At 65.5% G+C, this 20,979-nt stretch carries 17 protein-coding genes; 6 read left to right on the forward strand and 11 right to left on the reverse strand.

Annotated features, from left to right (window positions below):
• The first annotated feature begins 178 nt into the window (after positions 1-178).
• The 3 genes from BRAO375_RS07190 (at position 179) to BRAO375_RS07200 (ending at position 4,350) form a co-directional block, all read left to right on the forward strand.
• Positions 179-904 carry a thermonuclease family protein gene (locus BRAO375_RS07190; protein ID WP_009026801.1) on the forward strand — a complete coding sequence of 242 codons (726 nt, stop codon included), beginning with the start codon at positions 179-181 and terminating at the stop codon, positions 902-904.
• A 151-nt stretch (positions 905-1,055) separates the two neighbouring features.
• Positions 1,056-2,243: a pyridoxal-phosphate-dependent aminotransferase family protein gene (locus tag BRAO375_RS07195; RefSeq protein WP_009026802.1), complete on the forward strand. Its 1,188-nt coding sequence runs from the start codon at positions 1,056-1,058 to the stop codon at positions 2,241-2,243.
• Between the two features lie 7 nt (positions 2,244-2,250).
• Positions 2,251-4,350, forward strand: coding sequence for a S9 family peptidase (locus BRAO375_RS07200; RefSeq protein WP_009026803.1), 2,100 nt, complete (start codon positions 2,251-2,253; stop codon positions 4,348-4,350).
• A gap of 238 nt (positions 4,351-4,588) precedes the next feature.
• Here the strand turns inward: BRAO375_RS07200 and BRAO375_RS07205 are convergent, their stop codons facing one another.
• The 5 genes from BRAO375_RS07205 to BRAO375_RS07225 form a co-directional block, all read right to left on the reverse strand.
• Positions 4,589-5,308: a ribonuclease activity regulator RraA gene (locus BRAO375_RS07205; protein WP_009026804.1), complete on the reverse strand. Its 720-nt coding sequence runs from the start codon at positions 5,306-5,308 to the stop codon at positions 4,589-4,591.
• A 201-nt stretch (positions 5,309-5,509) separates the two neighbouring features.
• The gene (araD, locus tag BRAO375_RS07210) at positions 5,510-7,246 is read right to left on the reverse strand and encodes an L-arabinonate dehydratase (protein WP_009026805.1); all 1,737 of its coding nucleotides are present in this window, start codon (positions 7,244-7,246) and stop codon (positions 5,510-5,512) included.
• Positions 7,243-8,103: an ABC transporter permease gene (locus BRAO375_RS07215; protein ID WP_009026806.1), complete on the reverse strand. Its 861-nt coding sequence runs from the start codon at positions 8,101-8,103 to the stop codon at positions 7,243-7,245. The genes araD and BRAO375_RS07215 overlap by 4 nt, the downstream gene beginning before the upstream one ends.
• Before the next feature lie 12 nt (positions 8,104-8,115).
• Positions 8,116-8,880, reverse strand: a complete 765-nt coding sequence (locus BRAO375_RS07220) for an ABC transporter ATP-binding protein (RefSeq protein ID WP_009026807.1) — start codon at positions 8,878-8,880, stop codon at positions 8,116-8,118.
• A complete protein-coding gene (locus BRAO375_RS07225) occupies positions 8,880-9,854 on the reverse strand; it encodes an ABC transporter substrate-binding protein (protein ID WP_085964465.1) in 975 nt (324 codons plus the stop codon). Before BRAO375_RS07225 ends, BRAO375_RS07220 begins: the two co-directional genes overlap by 1 nt.
• A 179-nt stretch (positions 9,855-10,033) precedes the next feature.
• Here BRAO375_RS07225 and BRAO375_RS07230 point away from each other — a divergent pair, with 179 nt between their 5' ends.
• The gene (locus tag BRAO375_RS07230) at positions 10,034-10,744 is read left to right on the forward strand and encodes a GntR family transcriptional regulator (protein WP_009026809.1); all 711 of its coding nucleotides are present in this window, start codon (positions 10,034-10,036) and stop codon (positions 10,742-10,744) included.
• Positions 10,745-10,750: 6 nt separating this feature from the next.
• On the opposite strand, the gene BRAO375_RS07235 is transcribed toward BRAO375_RS07230, so the two are convergent.
• Complete coding sequence (locus BRAO375_RS07235) at positions 10,751-12,952, reverse strand: HAMP domain-containing methyl-accepting chemotaxis protein (RefSeq protein ID WP_035639396.1); 2,202 nt, start codon at positions 12,950-12,952, stop codon at positions 10,751-10,753.
• A gap of 447 nt (positions 12,953-13,399) precedes the next feature.
• Between BRAO375_RS07235 and BRAO375_RS07240 the strand changes: the two genes are divergently transcribed.
• Positions 13,400-13,834 carry a response regulator gene (locus BRAO375_RS07240; protein ID WP_009026812.1) on the forward strand — a complete coding sequence of 145 codons (435 nt, stop codon included), beginning with the start codon at positions 13,400-13,402 and terminating at the stop codon, positions 13,832-13,834.
• Positions 13,815-17,426: a PAS domain S-box protein gene (locus BRAO375_RS07245; RefSeq protein ID WP_009026813.1), complete on the forward strand. Its 3,612-nt coding sequence runs from the start codon at positions 13,815-13,817 to the stop codon at positions 17,424-17,426. The genes BRAO375_RS07240 and BRAO375_RS07245 overlap by 20 nt, the downstream gene beginning before the upstream one ends.
• A 53-nt stretch (positions 17,427-17,479) precedes the next feature.
• Here the strand turns inward: BRAO375_RS07245 and BRAO375_RS07250 are convergent, their stop codons facing one another.
• The 5 genes from BRAO375_RS07250 to BRAO375_RS07270 all read right to left on the reverse strand — a co-directional run bounded on the left by BRAO375_RS07250 (position 17,480) and on the right by BRAO375_RS07270 (position 20,892).
• Complete coding sequence (locus BRAO375_RS07250) at positions 17,480-18,115, reverse strand: response regulator transcription factor (RefSeq protein ID WP_009026814.1); 636 nt, start codon at positions 18,113-18,115, stop codon at positions 17,480-17,482.
• A gap of 439 nt (positions 18,116-18,554) precedes the next feature.
• Positions 18,555-19,064, reverse strand: a complete 510-nt coding sequence (locus tag BRAO375_RS07255; protein WP_009026815.1) for a response regulator — start codon at positions 19,062-19,064, stop codon at positions 18,555-18,557.
• Positions 19,065-19,245: 181 nt separating this feature from the next.
• Entirely contained in the window at positions 19,246-19,569 is a 324-nt protein-coding gene (locus BRAO375_RS07260; protein ID WP_009026816.1) for a hypothetical protein, read from the reverse strand.
• Between the two features lie 34 nt (positions 19,570-19,603).
• Positions 19,604-20,473 carry a CheR family methyltransferase gene (locus BRAO375_RS07265; RefSeq protein ID WP_009026817.1) on the reverse strand — a complete coding sequence of 290 codons (870 nt, stop codon included), beginning with the start codon at positions 20,471-20,473 and terminating at the stop codon, positions 19,604-19,606.
• Between the two features lie 29 nt (positions 20,474-20,502).
• Complete coding sequence (locus BRAO375_RS07270) at positions 20,503-20,892, reverse strand: response regulator (RefSeq protein WP_009026818.1); 390 nt, start codon at positions 20,890-20,892, stop codon at positions 20,503-20,505.
• Between the last annotated feature and the right edge of the window lie 87 nt (positions 20,893-20,979).

Genomic DNA, 20,979 nt, shown 5'->3' on the forward strand with positions numbered 1-20,979 from the left:
TCCCCNCAAGGGGGAGGGGAGCGCACCGTCGTCGTGGCGATGACTGAATTCCTAATGCCGGACGGCCTCGCATCGCGCGAAGTTGAGCAAGTCAGGCAATCACCGCGCTGGAACAAGCGCCCGATCCGCCGCACAATTGCGGGCATTGCATTTCCCCAAGGACGATCCGCGCCCGTTCATGACGATGAAACCCGCCCTGCTCGCGCTCTTCCTGCTGCTGCCCTCCATCGCGTCCGCCGCCGACATCACCGGCGTCGCCAAAGTCCGCGAGGCCGACAGCGTGGTGATCGGCACCACCCGCGTCCGGCTCGGCGGCATCGACGCGCCATCGGTCGATCAGCTCTGCCTGAACAAGGACGGCGAGCGCTGGACCTGCGGCGTGGCCGCGCGCGACGAACTGATCAAGCATGCCGACGGCAAGAGCTGGGTGTGTCATCCCAGGTCGATCGACCGCAGGGGACGTCAGGTGGCGCGCTGCGACGTTGATGGCGAGGACATCCAGAAATGGCTGGTGCGCAGCGGCTGGGCGCTGGCCTATCGCACCTTGTCGCGCGACTACGAGCCGGACGAGGCCGAGGCGCGCACCGCCAAGGCCGGCATGTGGCAGGGCGCGTTCATCGCGCCGTGGGACTGGCGCGTGCGCAACAAGAAGACCACGATCCTCGGCGCCACCAAGCCGCCCGAGGGCGCGCGCAACATCCTGCTCGCCTCGGCCTCGGGCCCGGTCGCGCCCTCCCCCGACTGCACCATCAAGGGCAACGTCAACGGCGCCGGCGAGTGCATCTATCACACGCCCAAGAGCCGCTGGTACGCGCAGATCAAGATGCACGTCGCCAAGGGCACGCGCTGGTTCTGCTCGGTCGAGGAGGCCGAGGCCGCCGGCTGCCGCGAGACCCGCCGCTGAGGCTCCCGGGCCTCGCTGACCGGGGCATGCCAGCCCCCCGGCTTCTCCGGCTTTTCATTGGCAGCCGCGCCACGTAAAACCAGTCCGGGCTCGCCGCGTGCGAGCGCCTGCCACACCCCATCGCTAGATTTCATCGCCGAGGACACTGACAATGACCGTTCGCGCGGGCCGGGAGTTTCTGGCCATCCCGGGACCCACCACGATGCCGGACGAGGTGCTGCAGGCGATGCACCGCCCGGCGCTCGACATCTACTCCAAGCAGATGGTGGAGCTGACCGACGGCATCATGGCCGATCTCGGCCGGCTGTTCGCAACCAAGGGCAAGACCTACATCTACATCGCCAATGGCCATGGCGCGTGGGAGGCCGTGCTCTCCAACGTATTGTCGCGCGGCGACAAGGTGCTGGTGCTGGAGAGCGGCCGCTTCGCGGTCGGCTGGGGTCACGCGGCCAAGGCGATGGGTGCCGAAGTGGAGGTGCTGCGTGGCGACTGGCGCCGCGCCGTGCGACCGGCCGAGGTCGAGGCGCGGCTGCGCGCCGACAAGGAGCACAGCATCAAGGCGATCGTCGTGGCGCAGATCGACACCGCCTCTGGCGTCGTCAACGACGTCGAGGCGATCGGCCGCGCGATCAAGGCCTCAGGCCACCCTGCCCTCTACATGGTCGACACCGTCGCCTCGCTCGGCTGCATGCCGTTCGAGATGGATGCGTGGAACATCGACGTCGCGATGTCCGGCTCGCAGAAGGGTCTGATGACGCCGCCTGGCCTCGGCTTCGTGGCGGCCAATGACCGTGCTCTGAAGGCCCACGAGCGCGCCAACATGCGCACCCCGTATTGGGACTGGAGCGAGCGCGAGGGCCTCGAGCATTATCGCAAATATGGCGGCACCGCCCCGGTTCATCTGTTGTTCGCGCTACGCCGGGCCATGGACATGCTGTTCGCCGAAGGGCTGCCGCACGCGTTCCGCAGGCACCAGCTGCTCGGCGAGGCGGTGCGCCGCGCGGTCGCGAAGTGGAGCGAGGGCCAGGTGATCGGCTTCAACATCGAGGATGCCGCCGAGCGCTCCAACACCGTGACGACCGTGCTGGTCGGCGAGGGCTATGATCCCGCGGTGCTGCAGACCTACTGCAAGGAGCAGTGCGGCGTCGTGCTCGGCACCGGCATCGGTGATCTCCAGGGCAAGGCGTTCCGTATCGCCCATATGGGCCATGTCAATGCACCGATGGTGCTGGGAACGCTCGGCGTGATCGAAATGGCGCTGGTGGCGTTGAAGATTCCGCACGGCCGCGGCGGCCTCGACGCCGCGATCCAGTGGCTCGGCGAGAGCGTGACCCCGTAAGGACAACATGACCGATAGCAGCACCAAGGCGCCGGTGGCGCCGCGCCGCCCGTACTCCTTCACCCGCCACGGCATCACCGTCGAGGATGATTATTCCTGGCTGAAGGATGCACGCTGGCAGGAGGTGCTGCACGATCCAACGTTGCTGGATGCGGATATCCGCGCCTATCTCGAGGCGGAGAACGGCTATGCGGAAAGCGTGCTCGGCCACACCGCGCCGCTGCAGAAGACGATCGTTGCCGAGATGCGCGGCCGCATCAAGGAGGACGACTCCTCGGTGCCGTCGCCGGACGGTCCCTACGCCTACTTCCGCAAGTACCGCGAGGGCGGCCAGCACGAGCTGTTCTGCCGGACGCCGCGCCACGGCGGCGCGGAGACGATCGGGCTCGACGGTGACGCGCTGGCGCGCGGCCACGAGTATTTCAAGTTCGGCGGCAGCCGGCATTCGCACGACCACAATCTCGTGGCCTGGAGCGCCGACACCAAGGGCTCGGAATATTTCACCATCCGCGTGCGCGACTGGGACGGCGGCGACGACCTCGCTGACATCGTCGAGGAGACCGACGGCGGCGTGGTGTGGTCGCGCGACTGCAAGAGCTTCTTCTACGTCAAGCTCGACGACAACCACCGCCCGATGCAGGTGTGGCGGCACAAGCTCGGCACGAAGCAGGCCGACGACGTGCTGGTGTACGAGGAGAAGGACACCGGCTGGTTCACCCATGTGCACGAGTCGACGTCGGGCCGGTTCTGCGTCATCGCCGGCGGCGATCACGAGACATCGGAGCAGCGGCTGATCGATCTCGATGCGCCCGAGACGCCGCCGCGTCTGGTGGCCGCGCGCGAGAACGGCGTGCAATATTCGATCGCCGATCGCGGCGACGAGCTGTTCATTCTCACCAATGCCGACGGCGCCATCGACTTCAAGATCGTGACCGCGCCGCTGGCATCACCCGAGCGCGCCAACTGGCGCGATCTGATCCCGCATCGCGCCGGCATCTACGTGCTCGACCACGATCTCTACAGCGGCCATCTGGTGCGGCTGGAGCGCGCCAATGCGCTGCCGTCGATCGTGATCCGCGATCTGAAGTCGGGCGAGGAGCACGCGATCGCCTTCGCCGAAGGCGCCTACTCGCTGGATGCGATGGGCTCCTACGAGTTCGACACCACCAATCTGCGCTTTGCCTATTCGTCGATGACGACGCCATCCGAGGTGTGGGACTACGACATGGTGACGCGCGCAAAGACGTTGCGCAAGCGCCAGGAGATTCCGTCCGGACACAATCCGGCCGACTACGTCACCACGCGCATCATGGCCAAGGCCGCGGACGGCGCCGAGGTGCCGGTGTCGCTGCTGCACCGGCGCGACTTCAAGGCCGACGGCTCGGCGCCGCTGCTGCTGTATGGCTACGGCTCCTACGGCCATGCGATGCCGGCCTCGTTCTCGGCCAACCGGCTGTCGCTGGTCGACCGCGGCTTCGTCTACGCGATCGCCCATATCCGCGGCGGCACCGACAAGGGCTGGGGCTGGTACCTCGACGGCAAGCGCGAGAAGAAGACCAACAGCTTCGACGATTTCGCCGCGTGCGCGCGTGCGCTGATCGCGGCGAACTACACCAGCGCCAAGCGCATCGTCGGCCATGGCGGCAGCGCCGGCGGCATGCTGATGGGCGCGGTCGCCAACCGTTCGGGCGAGCTGTTCGCCGGCATCGTCGCCGAGGTGCCGTTCGTCGACGTGCTCAACACCATGCTCGACGACACCCTGCCGCTGACGCCGCCGGAATGGCCCGAATGGGGCAACCCGATCGAGAGCGAGAAGGATTTCCGCACCATCCTGTCGTACTCGCCCTACGACAACGTCGCGGCGAAGGATTATCCAGCGATCCTGGCGATGGCCGGACTGACCGACCCGCGCGTCACCTATTGGGAGCCGGCGAAATGGATCGCCCGGCTGCGCGCGACGATGACATCAGGCGGCCCGGTCGTGCTGCGCACCAACATGGGCGCCGGCCACGGCGGCGCCTCCGGCCGCTTCAATCGCTTGGATGAGATCGCCATCGTCTACGCGTTCGCGCTGTGGGCGGTGGGGATGGCGGATCGGACTGCCTGAGCGGCGCCCGGGCGTGAACTGACTGCCCGGCAACTCGCAGCATCAACGGTGTCGTCCCGGCCTTGAGCCGGGACCCATAACCACCGCTGTTTATTGTTGAGCACGCTGGAGCCACGTCCTTTGCCATCACACAGCCCTGTGGCTATGGGTCCCGGCTCAAGGCCGGGACGACGGCGGAGGATATGGCCCGCTCTCGCCTTACCAACGGGGCAAGGGACGACAGCGGGGGACGTAGCAGCTACCTGTTGTTCTTCGCCCGCCAGGCGGCGAAATCTGCCGGGGTCTGCGGATCCGTCGCCGGGTAGAGGCCGAGGATGGAGCGGCCTTGGGCGACCTGCTCGGCAACAAAATCCTCGAACGCGGTCATCTCGAAGGTCTCGTCGGCGATCTCATCGGCGATCCCGGCGGGGATGACGATGACGCCGTCGGAGTCGCCGAGGATGACGTCGCCGGGAAACACCGGCGCGTCGCCGCAGGCGATCGGGCCGTTGATCTCGATGGCATGATGCAAGGTGAGATTGGTCGGCGCGCTCGGGCGCTGATGGAAGGCGGGAATGCCGAGCCTGGCAATGTCGGCCGCATCTCGGAAGCCGCCGTCGGTGACGACGCCGGCGACGCCGCGCTGCTGCAGGCGGCTGACGAGAATGGCGCCGGCCGACGCGGCGCGCGCGTCCTTGCGGCTGTCCATCACCAGCACGGCACCGGGCGGGCAATCCTCCACGGCCTTGCGCTGCGGATGCCCCCGATCGCGGAAGACGTCGATCGTGTTGAGATCCTCGCGCGCCGGGATGTAGCGGAGCGTGAAGGCCTCGCCGACCATCGTCGGCTGCTCCGGGCTGAGCGGATGGACATTCTGGATGCACTGGATGCGCAGGCCGCGCTTGAACAGCGCGGTGGCGACAGTGGCTGTCGAGACGGTCTTGAGCTTGTTGCGGGTGGCGGTGCTGAGTTTGGTCATCTCTCTGATCTTGCTCGCTGCAACTCCCCTCCCCCTTGCGGGGAGGGGTTGGGGGTGGGGGTCCGCGGAGAAGGTGTCGCTTGGGGCTACCCCCCTCCCCCACAAGGGGGGAGGGAGCGCACCGCCGTTGGGGTGATAGTTGGACACCTCATCTCGAGATTCCGGGTTCAGGCTTCGCCTGCCCCGGAATGACGGTGTGAACTAATAGATTGCCGGCTCCTTCACCGGCGCGCCGAAGCCCGTCTCGAGGAAGTCGAAGTCGCAGCCGTCATTGGCTTGGCGGATGTGGCGGGCGAACATCCAGCCGTAGCCGCGCTCGAAGCGTGGCGCGGGCGGCGTCCAGGCGGCGCGGCGGCGGGCCAGTTCGTCCGCGGGCACGTCGAGATTGATCGTGCGGGCGGCGACGTCGAGCGTGATCAGGTCGCCGTTGCGCACCAGCGCGAGCGGACCGCCGATATAAGACTCGGGCGAGACGTGCAGGATGCAGGCGCCGTAGCTGGTGCCGCTCATGCGCGCGTCCGACAGCCGCACCATGTCGCGGACGCCCTGCTTCACCAGCTTGGTCGGGATCGGCAGCATGCCCCATTCCGGCATGCCCGGCCCGCCTTGCGGTCCGGCATTGCGCAGGATCATGACGTGGTCGGCCGTGACGTCGAGATCGGGATCGTCGATCGCCTTCTTCATCGACGGATAGTCGTCGAACACCAGAGCCGGGCCGGTGTGCTTGAGGAAGCGCGGCTCGCAGGCCGAAGGCTTGATGACGCATCCGTCCGGAGCGAGGTTGCCCTTGAGCACGGCGAGCGCGCCTTCGCGATAGATCGGATTGGACTGCGGGCGGATGACGTCGTCATTGTAGACGCCGGCGCCCTTGATGTTGTCGCCGAGGGTGCGGCCGTTGACGGTAACGCAGTCGAGATGGAGATGCTCCGTCATCCGGCTCATCAATCCAGGCAAGCCGCCCGCGTAGTAGAAGTCCTCCATCAGATAGGTGTCGCCGCTCGGCCGGACATTGGCGAGCACCGGCACCTTGCGGCTGGCGGCCTCGAAATCATCCAGCCCGATGTCGGCGCCGGCGCGGCGCGCCTGCGCGATGACGTGGATGATGGCATTGGTCGAGCAGCCCATCGCCATCGCCACCGCGATTGCGTTCTCAAACGCTGCCTTCGTCTGGATCTTCGACGGCGTCAGATCCTCCCACACCATCTCGACGATGCGGCGACCGCATTCCGAGCTCATGCGGATGTGCTCGGCATCAGCCGCAGGAATCGACGACGCGCCCGGCAGGGTCATGCCGATCGCTTCCGCAATCGCCGTCATCGTCGACGCCGTGCCCATGGTCATGCAGGTGCCGTGGCTGCGGGCGATGCCGGCCTCCATCGCACTCCAGTCAGCCTCCGACAGTTTGCCAGCACGGCGCTCGTCCCAGTACTTCCAGGCATCCGAGCCGGAGCCGAGCGTCTTGCCCTTCCAATTGCCGCGCAGCATCGGGCCTGCGGGCAGATAGATCGCGGGCAGGTTCATGCTGGTGGCGCCGAGCAGCAGCGCCGGAGTCGTCTTGTCGCAGCCGCCCATCAGCACGGCGCCGTCCACGGGGTGGCTGCGCAGCAGCTCCTCGACGTCCATCGCCAGCATGTTGCGGTAAAGCATCGTGGTCGGCTTCAACAGCGACTCCGACAGCGACAGCGCCGGCAGCTCGATCGGAAATCCGCCCGCCATCAGCACGCCGCGCTTCACGTCGTCGACGCGCTGCTTGAAATGCATGTGGCAGGGCTGCGCATCCGACCAGGTGTTGACGATGGCGATGACCGGGCGGCCCTTCCACTCCTCCTGGGCATAGCCCATCTGCATCACGCGCGAGCGATGGCCGAAGGAGCGGAGATCGTCGGGGGCAAACCAGCGCGCGCTGCGCAGCTCATCGGGCGTCTTGCGTGTCGTCATGATTGGGTCCCCCAGGTCAGCACGGTCTTGCGCTCGATGGTGCGGAAGATCAGGTTCTCGACTACGAGGCCGATCAGGATGACGGTCAGGAGGCCGGCGAAGACAGCCGGAATCTCCAGCAGGTTGCGGTTCTCGAAGATGAACCAGCCGAGGCCACCCTGCCCTGAGGAGACGCCGAACACCAGCTCGGCGGCGATCAGGGTGCGCCAGGCGAAGGCCCAGCCGATCTTCAGGCCGGTGAGGATCGCACCGAACGCCGCGGGAATGAGAATGCGGATGACGTAGGAGAAGCCGGTCAGGCCGTAATTGCGTCCGACCATGCGCAGCGTGTTCGACACGCTCTTGAAGCCGGAATGAGTGTTGAGCGCGACCGGCCACAGCACCGAGTGGATCAGCACGAATACCAGGCTGCCGCTGCCGAGCCCGAACCAGATCAAGGCCAGCGGCAGGAGCGCGATCGCCGGCAGCGGGTTGAACATCGCGGTGACGGTCTCGAGAAAATCCGTGCCGATTCGGGTGGAGATCGCCAGCACGGTCAGGATGGCCGCGAGCGTGATGCCCGCGGCATAGCCCATGAACAACACTTTCAGCGAGGTCCAGGCGCGCATCGGAATGGTGCCGTCGCGCAGCTTTTCCCAGAGCGCTGCGATGGTGTCGGAGAAGGTCGGGAACAGCAGGGGATTGTCGAGATAGCTGCCATAGGCCTGCCAGATCGCCGCGAGCACGACGATGATCAGGCTCTTGCGGACGAAGCCGTCGTTCCACAACAGCTCGAGCACGCTCAGTTTGCGCTCGACATCGGCAGGCCCCGCGCTGGCCGTCGACGTCTCGCGCAGAATGATCTTGGCGTCAGCCATATCCAGGCCTCCTCAATGCGCCGTTGCGGGTTCGGAGAACAGCAGATCATGGATCTGCTTCTCCAGCCGCGCGGCGCTGCCGTCCTCGGTCGAGACCTTGTCGACGTCGATCACCTCGGCTTTGACGCGGCCGGGATGCGGCGACAGCAACAGAATGCGGTTTCCGATCTTGATGGCTTCCGCGATCGAATGCGTCACGAACAGCACCGTGAATTTCGTCTCATTCCAGAGTTGCAGCAACTCATCCTGGCAGGTCCGCCGCGTCAGCGCGTCCAGCGCCGCGAACGGCTCGTCCATCAGCAGAATGTCAGGCTCCATCGCCATGCCCCTGGCGATCGCCACGCGCTGCTTCATGCCGCCCGACAGGGTGTGCGGATAGGCATCGACGACGCGCGTCAGCCCGACCTTCTCGATATAGGCGCGCGCCCTGCTCTCGGCTTCCTTGCGCGGCATGCGCCGGGCCGTCAGCAACGGGAACATGACGTTGGCGAGCACGGTCTTCCATGGCAGCAGCTGATCGAACTCCTGGAAGATCATCATGCGGTCGGCGCCGGGTCCGGTGATCTCACGGCCATTGATCTGCATGCGGCCTTCGCTCGGCTTGATGTAGCCGCCGACGGCTTTCAGCAGGGTCGACTTGCCGCAACCGGAAGGGCCGAGCAGCACGAAGCGATCGGAGCGGTCGACGGAGAAGCCGACCCGCTCCGTCGCCGTGATCACGGCGCTGGAGGTCTTGTAGCGCAGCGTGACGCCATCGACATCGAGCAGCGCGGACATCAGTTGCCCTTCAGATCATGCGCGACCGGAAGATAGTAGTCGGTCCACGCCTTCGGCTGGGTCTTGATGGTACCGATCTTGGCGAGATGGGCGGCGAACTTCATCGTACCCTGCGGCTCCAGATTCCACTCCATCATTCCGGGCTCCTTGAGCCAGGCCAGAAGATCCTCGACCGAGGTCTTGTCGCCGGTGATCTCCTTGTAGATCTCGATAGCCGCCTTGGTGTCGCTGCGGATCAGGTCCTGCGCCTCCTTGGTGGCGTCGCGCACGGCCTGGATGATCTTCGGATTGGCATCGGCGAACTTTGTCGTGGTGAAGAACTGCGCCTGGCTCAGCGGCCCGCCCATGATGTCGGGGGAGTTCAGAACGACATGTGCGCCGGGAACGTTCTTGAGTTCGAGGAACGTGTAGGGCGGGATCGAGAAGTGGTTGTGCACCTCGTGCTGCGGGTTGGTCAGCGCGGTGTAGGCATCGGGATGGCCGAGTTGCACCGTGTTGGCATCGAGCTTGTTCCACTGATCGGCGCCGAACGCCTCGGCAGCGGCGATCTGCAGCACGATGGCCTGGGTCGAGACTTTCACCGTCGGCACCGCGATCTTGTCGGTCGGACCAAAATCCTTGATCGACTTGATGTTGGGGTCGCGGCTGATCAGCGTCATCGGCTGCGCCGACGTGGCGACGATGCCCTTCACGCCGCCGCGGGTGCGGTCCCACAGCAGCAGCAGGTTGCCGGTGCCGGTGTTGAGGATGTCGACGCTACCCGACAGCAGCGCGTCGGTCTGCGCGCCACCGCCCGAGAAGGTCAGCCATTTGGTGGTGACGCCGGGAACGCCGAGCGCCGCGGCATGCTTCTCGATCAGCTTCTGCTTCTCGATGATGTGGCTCGGCATGTAGAAGATGCCGGGCTGGCGCGACAGCGAGATCTCGGTCTTCTGCTGCGCTTGGGCCGCATTCCAGTCCGCCGCGATCCACATTGCGGCCAGTACGACGACGGCCCGTGTGGCCGAGCGCCCGAACTTCTCAAACATGGGACATCCCTCCTCGCACGCCGGCAGCTTCTTGACGGCCGGTCGCGAGATGCACTAATGCATTAGTGTATCTCTGACAAGCGTTGTTCTCAGCCTGCGACATTCGAACCCGGACGTCCGCTCTCATGGCCCTTCCTGCGACGCCGCCTGCAGCTCTCATTCCCGAACGGCTCGACCCGAGCCGGCGCGCGGCGCCGCAGGTATTCGAACGGCTGCGCGACCAGATCATCGCTCTCGTGCTGCCGCCCGGCGCCCCCTTGTCAAGGACCGCCCTGCAGGCCGAGTTCGGCCTGAGCTCGACTCCGATCCGGGACGCGCTGATGCGGCTCGCCGAGGAAGGCCTGGTGGAAATCTTCCCGCAGCATGCGACGCTGGTCAGCCGGATCGATGTCGACCGGGCACAGCAGGCGCAGTTCCTGCGTCAGGCGCTGGAGCTCGAAATCGTGCGCCTGCTGGCGCTGACGCCGAGGGCCGCTCCAACCGATGATCTCTACGCGCTGATCGCTCAGCAGCGGCGCTTCGCGAAGGATGGCGATTTCGCGTCCTTCACCGTCGTCGACAACGCTTTCCACGAACGGCTCTACACCGCCGCGGACAAGCATGAGCTGTGGACGCTGGTGCGCAGCCGCAGCGGCCATATCGACCGTCTCAGGCGGCTGCATCTGCCCTCCCCCGGCAAGGCGCAGACCATCCTGCGTCACCACAAGCAGATCGTCGATGCGATCGCCGCGGGACAGCCGGACGAGGCGCAGGCGCATCTGCGCGAACATCTGACCGGCACGCTCAGCGACCTCGCGACGATCCGCAGCGGATGGCCGGACTACCTCAGCGGCTAGCTGGCGTCACGCCACGCGACGCGGCGCCTGTCCGGTGCCGCGATTGACGCGGCGTTCCGGCCCCCGGTAGTTCGGGTCGTCCTCGACGCGGCGATCGAGCGCACCCGTGCGCAGCTTGATGAAGAACTCCTGGACTTCCGCAGCGAGGTTTTCGGCCACCCGCGAGACGTTGTCGGACGCGCTGCGGACACTGTCCGCCGACTGGCTGGTCTCCTCGATCGCCGCGCTGACCGTGGAGATGTTGGAGGCCAGGATCTTGCTGCCCGATGCCGCCATTTGAACGTTGTGCGAGATCTCCCGCGTCGCCGCCCCCTGCTCCTCCACGGCGCTGGCGATCGCAGTGGTCACGTCCGCCATCTGGCGCATCGCCGTCGAGACCTCCTTGACGGAGGCAACCGCGTTGCTGGTCGAGCTCTGGATGCCCTGCACGTGCTGGCTGATCTCCTGGGTCGCCTTGGCCGTCTGCTCGGCCAACGACTTCACCTCCTGCGCGACGACGGCGAAGCCGCGACCGGCCTCGCCCGCGCGCGCCGCCTCGATCGTCGCGTTGAGCGCGAGCAGATTGGTCTGCGCCGCGATGGCCTGGATCAGATCGACCACGGTCGAGATGCTCTGCGCCGCCTGAGCGAGACTCTCGATCTCGGCCTCCGAACGCGCCGTCGTGGTGTTGGCGTTGCGCACCGTGGCGTTGGACAGCTCGATCTGCCGACCGATCTCGACGATCGAGCTCGTCAGCTGCTCGGCGGCAGAGGCCACCGTCTGTACGTTGACGGCGGTCTTCTCGGACGCGCCCGCTGCGGAGGAGGCCTGCTCGGTGGCGTGGCCGGCGATGCCCGTGAGGGACTCGGCCGTGTTCCGCATCACGCCGACATTGTCGTCGACCTCGGACAGCAGCTCGGTGGATTTGATGCGAAAAGCTTCGACCGCCTCTTCCATGTTGCGGTTCATCGCCTCGCGCGCTTCGGCCTCGCGGACATAGTTCGTTGAGGCCTGCTGCTGCGCGATGACGTTGTCGCGAAACACCGCCACGGCTTTCGAAACGTCGCCGATCTCGTCGCCGCGCGTCGCCGTCTTGAACTCGACCGTGGTGTCGCCGTCGGACAGCCGGGCCGAGTCGGCTACCAGCTCCTTGATCGGCCTGGTGATCGAACGCGCGACCGCGATGGCGATGCTCAGCGACAGCACGAGGCCGACCGCGAGCAGCAGCCACTCGGTGACCATGAGGCGTTCGATCAGGGCGGTCACGGCTGCCGAATCCTTCACCAGCACGTCCAGCTGGTTGGTCTTGAGACCGTCGCCGAGCGTGCCGTCCGCCCGCCTTTTGCCGTCGAGCAGGTCGAGCAGCTTGTTCGCGCGCGGCGCGGCCTCGGTGGCCAGCAGGAACACCGCAGCATTCCATTGCGGCGACTGGCGGAGCGCAAAGATGCGATCGGGAAGCTTCGCAAACGCCTCGCTGGCCTGCGCGACCTTGTCGAAAGCGGCCTTCTGCGACGGGGTCAGCAGGCTGGCCTGGGACGCAAGGGCGGCCACAGCGTTCTTGTAGTTGGTGTAAGGCGCGGCGAACCTGTCGCGGTCGGACGCATCGCCGGATGCGACATAGAGCCTGAGCTGCGACCCTGCCGCGGCCAGATTGCCGCGCACGTCGGCCATCGTCTTCAAGAGGCGCTTCCGCTCCGGCGTCGCCTCGAGACCGTTCTCCTCGTCGATCATCTTGGTGACCTCGGCGAACATGGTCGCGATCAGCGGGGAGGCCTCGGCGCCGAGCAGCTTCGTGGCTGGATAGGCATCGGTCGTGAAAGCCGCGCTCTCGGCCTTGTCTTGAGCCGCCCGGAACTCGTTGAGCAGCGGCTTGGCCTCCGCCCACAGCGCCCTGTTGGCAGGAACGCTGAAGCCGGCGGCAAGCCGGTCGAATTCCGCGATGGTCTTGTCGAACTCCATCCACAGCGTCGCACGCCGCTGCTTCAGCTCGGGATCCCCGGTCAGCAGATAGCCGCGCAACGCCGCCAGCGTCGCATGGAGGCTCGCAACCAGCTGTGTGCTTGCGATCGCGACCGGCGATCGGAGCCCGACGATCTTGCGAAAGTGCTCCGACGCGTCCGACACGGCGTAGGCCGAATAGCCGACCGCACAGGCAAGCAGCATGCAGACCAGACCAAATCCGGCAAGCAACCGGCTCTGGATCTTCAGATTCGAAACGAAGCCAAACATCAAATCCCCCACGACTTCCAAACTGCCCGCCTCTCCTCGGGCGCCCCGATCCACCGCACGACCAACCGAGACCAACCCGGCCCCTTCTCGGAGGTCGTGAAATGCCTTCAGAAATGCTCACGGATGCGCAATTGAGCTGACGCCAGCACAAGCAAGACGGGAACTTTGGTAACTTTTCCATTGTTCCGATTAAGCGAATGTGAAGGGCTTCAGCCGTACAACTACGGCGCGAGTGCCTTAATTTGAGGCAACGAGATCGGATTGGGCAACAGCTCTGCTTCCGCGTCGGGTGAGCCCACCGGGGCCGCCAGTCCGGTGACCGGAAGCACTCGCCCCGGCGTCAGCGTGTGAGTTGACGGGTGAAGCGCTTGCAGCGCGCCGCGAATTGGGCAAAACCTTTACAACTGACCGTTGGTCTTGCCGGCAACCCATCGGGAGGCGCGGAGCGTGGCGAAGATACTGGTCGTGGACGACGATCCTGTCATGCAGCTGACCATTCAGCGCGTGCTCGAACACGCAGGCCACGCCGTGGCCACGGCCGGCGACGGTCGGAAGGCGCTTGCCCGTGTCGAGCACGAGAGCTTCGATCTGGTGATCCTCGACATCTTCATGCCGGGCATGGACGGGCTGGAGGCGATGCGCATGATCCTGCGGCGCGCACCCGACATTCCGATCCTCATGACCTCGGGACGGCCGCAGACCTCAAGCTCGATCTCCGAGCCCGACTATCTTACCATGGCCACCAAGCTCGGAGCGGTGTCCGCGTTACCCAAGCCTTTCAAGCCGGCTGCCCTCCTGGCGATGGTGTCCGATTGCCTGGCGTCGGCAGGCAAGCAGGTTGATCGACCCCGGCCAGGCCCCGATGCTATTCCGAACTCCTGACAGCCGAACCGGCCAGTCGCCGCTGAGCGGCCCCGAAGGCGCAAGCGAGGCGCGCAGTCTCGGCCGCCGCGTGTCGCTGACGACGCGGCTGGCGATTGCGATGATCCTGCTGGTTGCGATTGCCGTGTTCGCCGTCGGCTGGCTCGGCTATCGCAGCCTCGAGCGGGCGCTGCTGCCGCGCGCGCTGGACCGCATCGAGTCGCATTCGCGGCTGATGGCTACCGAGCTGGAGAACTATGTCGGCGGCGCCCGCAACGACATCAATGGCTACCGCGCGTCGCCGAACCTCGCGACCTTGATGCGGACCTTGAAGTCCGGCGCGCCGGATCCGCGCGAGGGTCTGTCGTCGCAGTCGTGGCGCGAGCGGGTGGCGATGCGCTATTTCGCCGAGCTGCAGGCCAAGCCGACCTACGCAATGATCCGACTGGTCGGGACCGAGAACAATTATCGCGAGCTGATCCGCGTCGACCGGCTCGGGCCGGGCAACACCGTCCGGATCGTCCCGGAGAGCGAGCTGATCACGCGCGGCGAACGCAACTACATCAAGGAGACGCTGAACCTTGCCCCCGGCGGGATCCGGATCTCGCCGATCATCCTCGACGGCAACACCACGGACCCCAAAACCGGAGTCCCGATGCTGTGCGTCGGCACGCCGGTGTTTGCGCCGGACGGCAAGCCGTTCGCCATCCTGATGATCGATCTCGACATGCGCCCGGTGTTCGCGCATTTGCGCACGGCGGCCCGGCCCGGCGCACAGCTTTATGTCGTCAACGCGCGCGGCGACTATCTCTTCCATCCCGAGTCCGAGCGCGAATTCGCCTCGAAACGTGGCCAGTCGGCGCGCTGGCAGGACGATTTCCCGTCGCTCGCAAGCGCGACCGGCACCACCGAGGGCTTTGCGCGCATTCTCCACGATGACGCCGACCGGCCCGGCGGCGTCGCGTTCGCGCCGGCGCTGCTCGCCGGACAGGAATGGATCGCGGTGATCGAGACGATCCCGAATACGGCGTTCATGGCGCCGGCGCTCGCCATCCGCAAGACGGCGATCGAGGTCGGCCTCATCGCCATGCTGTGTGCCGCCGCGCTGGCGTTCGTGGTCGCGAGATCGCTGACACGTCCGATCAACCAGCTGACGCAGGCGGTCGAGGGCGTGGGCCGCGGCGAGGCGGTGAAGATTCCGCTCGAGGCCGTCGGCGAGACCGGCGTGCTGGCACGCGCTTTCGCCCGCGTGCTGGACGAGGTCCGCAGCAAGACCGCCGAGCTGGAGCGCGAGGTCCAGGAGCACTATCTGACGGAGGCGGCGCGCGACCATTTCGCCGCACGCGAACGGCTGTACAGCGCCGCGGTTGAGTCCTCCAACGATGCGATCGTCACGCTGGCGCTCGACGGCACCATTACGGGATGGAATCCGGCTGCGCAAACCATGCTGGGCTACGCCGCCGAGGAGGTCGTGGGCCGTCAGGCGGATTTTCTCGTGCCGCAGGATCGGATGGCCGAGGCCCAGGACATCCTGCTGCGCGTCGCGCGCGGCGAGCGGATCCAGGCGTTCGAGACGGTCCGTATTCGCAAGGACGGCGAGCACATCCTCGCCTCGCTCAGCGTCTCGCCGATCAAGTCCCCTGGCGGACAGATCATCGGCGCATCGAAGATCGCCCGCGACATCACCGAAAGCCGCAGGACCGAGCAGGCGCTGCGGCAGCAGACGGAAGAACGCCGGCGCATCTTCGAGACATCGCAGGACCTGATCCTGATCACCGACCGTCATGGCATCCTGGTGCAGGTGTCGCCGAGCGTGGAGACGATCCTGGGCTACAGCCCGGCCGAGATGATCGGTCGCAGCGGCGCCGATTTCATCCATCCCGACGATCTTGCCAAGGCGCGCGAGGAGCTTCGCGCCTCGCGCAACGGCCTGCGGGCCCGCACGTCCGATGGACGCTACGTCCACAAGGATGGTCGCGTGGTGACCTTATCCTGGACGTCGAACTGGTCGGAGCCGGTGCAACGCCACTTCTTCATCGGGCGCGACATGACGGAGAGCCGGCTGGCGCAGGAAACCCTGCGCGAGAGCGAGCAGCTCGCCCGCAACATCGTCGAGACGGCGCTCGACGCCTTTGTCCAGATCGACGACAAGGGCGCCATCCTCAACTGGAACTCGCAGGCCGAACGGATCTTCGGCTGGTCCCGCGCCGAGATCCTCGGCAAGGACGTGTTCGGCGTGATCACGGTCGAGGGCGAAGGTGAGGAGTTGCGCTCGGCGCTCGGCCGCATCGTGATGACCGGCCAGGCCTCGGCGCTCGGTGTCGGACGCCGACGCGAGGTCATGGTGAGGCGGCGCGACGGCCGCGAGTTCAGGGCCGAGCTCAGCGTCACCGCATTGAAGACGCGCAACGGCTTCGTTCTGAACGGCTTCTTCCGCGACCTGACGGACAAGATCGCGACGGAGGAGCGCATCCGGCAATCGGAGAAGATGGAGGCGATCGGTCAGCTGACCGGCGGCATCGCCCACGACTTCAACAACATCCTCACCGTGATCACCGGCACCATCGAGATCCTCGCGGCGGCCGTGGCCAAGGAACCGCAGCTCGCCGCGATCACGCGGATGATCGACGAGGCGGCCGCGCGCGGCGCCGATCTCACGCAGCATCTGCTCGCCTTCGCGCGCCGGCAGCCGCTGCAACCGCGCGAGGTCGACGTCAACACGCTGATCATCGACACCGCCAAGCTGTTGCGACCCACCCTGGGCGAGCAGGTCGAAATCGAATCCGTGTTTCAGGACGAGACCTGCGTCGCGCATGTCGACCCCAACCAGCTCGCCACCGCCGTCATCAATCTCGCGCTCAACGCCCGCGACGCGATGCCGAACGGCGGCAAGCTGATCCTGGAGACCGGCTGGGCCGACCTCGACGAGAATTATGCGAGCCTCTACGACGACGTCAGGCCGGGCCGCTATGCGATGATCGCGGTCAGCGACAGCGGCAGCGGCATTCCGGCTGGAATCATCGACAAGGTCTTCAACCCGTTCTTCACCTCGAAGGGACCGGGCAAGGGCACCGGGCTCGGCCTGTCGATGGTGTATGGCTTCGTCAAGCAGTCGGCCGGACACATCAGGATCTACAGCGAGGAAGGGCACGGGACCACGATCCGCATGTACCTGCCGCCGGGCAGCGAGGGCGCGATCGCCTCATCGTCGGGCACCGCCCCGTCGATCGAAGGCGGCCATGAAACGATCCTGGTGGTGGAGGACGACCGGCTGGTGCGCGGCTACGTACTCGCGCAGCTCCATGCCCTGGGCTATGCGACGCTCGAAGCCGCCAATGCGGCAGAAGCGCTCGCGATCACCAACGCCGGCGAGCCGTTCGACCTGCTGTTCACGGACATCATCATGCCCGGGACGATGAATGGACGCCAGCTCGCGTCGGAGGTCCAGCGGATCCGCCCCGGCCAGCGCGTGCTGTTCACGTCAGGCTACACCGAAAACGCGATCGTCCATCACGGCCGGCTCGACGAGGGACTGCTCCTGCTGCCGAAGCCCTATCGCAAATCCGAACTGGCCAACATGATCCGCAAGGCGCTTGCCGCTGACGAAGCCTGACCCGCCGGCCGCGCGCGGCCGCAAGCCCGAAGCGCCACCGCCGGACCGGACTCTCAATTGGCGCGCGACGCCGTCATCACGATGCGAATCAGATCCGCCGCGTTGCGAGCACCCAGCTTCTTCATGATGTTGGCGCGGTGGTCCTCGATCGTCCGCGGGCTGATGCCCAGCGTGCGTCCGGCCTCCTTGTTCGAGGCGCCCGCCGTGAACTGCTCCAGCACCTCGCGTTCGCGGCGCGTCAGCGGCTCTCGGCCGGGGAAGTGCAGCGAGCCGATCTTCGGCGAAGCGTTCTCTTTCTGCCGGCGCGCGAACGCGCCGATGGCATCGTTCAGGCGAGCTACGATCTCACTGCCGCGAAATGGCTTCTCGATGAAGTCCAGCGCGCCGTTCTTGATGGCGTTGACGGCCATCGGGATGTCGCCCTGGCCCGAGATCATGAAGATCGGCGCCGGATAGTCCTCGCCATGAAGTTCCCTGAGGATGTCGAGTCCCGATTTTCCGGGGATGTGGACGTCGAGCAGGATGCAGGAGGGAGTCCGGCTTCTGGCCACCGCCAGGAGTGCGGCACCGTCCGCAAAGCAGATCACCTCATATCCGCCCGCCGACAGGACCATCGAGAGGGTGTCGCGCACGGCTGGGTCGTCGTCGACGACAAAGATCTCACCGCGGGAAGTTGTTTGTTCGGCCATGGGCGATTGCTCTTGCAAAGAGAGAAGAAACAATGAAAGCGCGTCTTATGATACCATACTCGTGAGGCGATTTGGGCACCCGTATTTGTACGGCTTAAGCCACCAACCCACAAGTAGTAGCTGCGTGTCGGCGCCTGCCATCACGAGAACACGATCTGAACATGATCTCAAGGAAGTCTTTGCCAGCAGCATGCTGCCTTGCAAAACACATCGCTGCACATGTGATCATGATCGATGTCAAACGATCGCGGCGTGAGCATCGTCGGGCTGGGCCGGCGCAGAGCGCTGCCGTTCCGGCAGGCCAAGCTGAATTCAATTTCTGCACGGCAGTCGACACAAGGGACCCCGTCCCGCGCTGCCCTTGTTTTGATCATCGGGCGGTGGGACCGCAAACCTGCATACGTTTGGGACTCATCTGCCGGGCTGCGGCCGCGCCGAGTCAGGACCGGTGCTTGGCAGCAACACCATCGGCTGCAACGCCGCCCCAGGTGTGGACCACCGGAAGGCCCAGCGCGGTCTTGCCGAGATTGGCAAGGTAGATGCGAAGCGCAGCCAGATCGACCGGCTTCGGCAGGCTCTGTAGATCGATTCCGAGGGAGCGGGCATAGAGCCGCGCCGCAATTCGCCTCGCCGCGTCCATGCCGCTGATCACGATCACCGAGCCGGCGAAATGGCTGTCGGCGATCGCCTTGAGGACCTCGGTGCCGTCGCCATCCTCGAGCATGAGATCGAGCGTCACGCAATCGAAGCGCTTGTTTCGCACCTCACGGATCGCATCATTGCAAGTGGCGGCGACCGTCACGGCGTGGCCGGCCTGCTTGGCCGCCAACGAGATCAGCGTTCTCTGGGCAGCGTCATCGTCGACGACGAGAAGCTGCAGTGCACGCCGATCGCCCTCATCCACAGCTCCCGGGCGGCTGGCCGCTGGTTCCGAACTCATGACGGACATTGGTCGTCCCTGGCAAAATTGACTGACTTCGTTGTTCTACACATCTCATCCTGAAGCGCCGTAAAGCAGCTCTGCGAAAAACGGCCACGTCGCTTAGGACTTGCGCAGGATATTGAGCCGCCTTCGTGTGTCGCCCGGGAGCTTCACGCGGAGATCGACGAGCCACCGGGCTGCAGCCGACCTAGCTCACGGTCGTTTCCTGGCCAGCGGACATGCCGCCGCGCTTCTTCTTGTTTTTCCCCTTGATGAACTGGATGTCCATCTCGGCGCCGTTGACCCGGACCAGCTCGCATCGCCGGTAAGCCAATCCCGTCGAGGACAGCAGTAGGAAGAACTCCTTGAGGTTCAGTCCCTGGATGGATCCCTCGACGGTCAGCACCGCGTCATTGTCGGAGATGGCGTTGAGCTGGCAATCCCGCCGCCAGGTCCCATCGATGCCCATGATGCAGACATCGTACCCCCGGCTGAAGGTGACGCGCTCCGTTCCTTTGTTCTCTTCAGACATCTCTGTGTCCTGCTTTCACGCCGTGGCGGCTCTTCTAGGTGCCGGCAGCCGCGACCCTGGGCGCGCCGGGAAGTGGCGCCTTGGCCGTGGAGACGACGCCGCTCGGACGATACAGGCCGCGACGATCCGTGAGCGGCTTGAACACGTCGGTCAGGCCGACGACGGTTTCGGCCGCGCCCAGAACCAGGAAGCCGTCCGGCTCCATCAGCTTGGCGAGCCGTCCGAAGATATTGATCTTGGTCTCCTGGTCGAAATAGATCAGCACGTTGCGACAGAAGACGACGTCGAATGTGCCGAGCTGCGAGAAATCGTGCAGCAGGTTGAGCTGACGATGCTGGACCATGCCGCGAACGTCGGAATTGATCTGCCAGAGCTCGCCGGCCTGCTTGAAATATTTGACCAGCAGCTGGATCGGCAGACCACGCTGCACCTCGAACTGGCTGTAGAGGCCCGCCTTCGACTTCTCGAGCACCTCCTGTGAGAGATCGGTGGCAACGATCTCGACGCGCCATCCATTGAGCGCGGCGCTCATCTCCTTGAGCGACATCGCCAGCGAATAGGGTTCCTGTCCGGTCGAGCAGGCGGCGCACCAGATGCGGATCGACTTGCGGCTCGCACGCGCCTTCAGGAGTTCGGGCATGATCACGTCGCGGAAATGATCGAACGGGACCTTGTCGCGGAAAAAGAACGTCTCGTTGGTGGTCATCGCCTCGACGACCTGACTGACGAGAGCGCTCGATCCGTCCTTCAGCTTCTGGACGAGATCGCTGATGCTGGTGAGGCCGGCCTTGCGTGCGAGCGGAAGCAGGCGGCTCTCGATCAGATATTGCTTGTCGGCAGACAGATCGAGACCTGACTTGTCTCGAAGCAGCTTGCGCAGGAATTCATAATCTGGCTGGTTCACGGATGGCCTCTTCTGGGCAGAGGAAGGGATCAGGCGGATTCGGCTGACAATGCCTGGATGAGGCCAACTTCCTGGAACTTCGCAGCGACAATTTCCTTGTCGAACGGCTTCATGATGTACTCGTTGGCGCCGGCGTTCAGCGCACGCGAGATATGATCGATGTCATTCTCCGTGGTGCAGAACACCACCTTCGGGCCTTCGCCGCCCGGCAGCCGTCGCAGCCGCCCGAGGAAGTCGTAGCCGTCCATGACCGGCATGTTCCAGTCGAGCAGGATGGCGTCCGGCAGGCCCTTGGTGCAGAGCTCGAGGGCCTGCTCACCATCTTCCGCCTCGACGACGGAGAAACCCAGTTCCTCCATGATACGGCGTGCGATCTTGCGAACCACGCTGGAATCGTCCACGACCAGACAGGTTTTCATTGTTGTCTCTCCTATGAGACGGTTGACGGGCTAAGCGGCAATTGCAGCCTTTGGCAAGAGTTCGAGCACACGATCGACATCGAGAAC

This window comes from Bradyrhizobium sp. ORS 375, assembly GCF_000239775.1.
Lineage (GTDB): Bacteria > Pseudomonadota > Alphaproteobacteria > Rhizobiales > Xanthobacteraceae > Bradyrhizobium.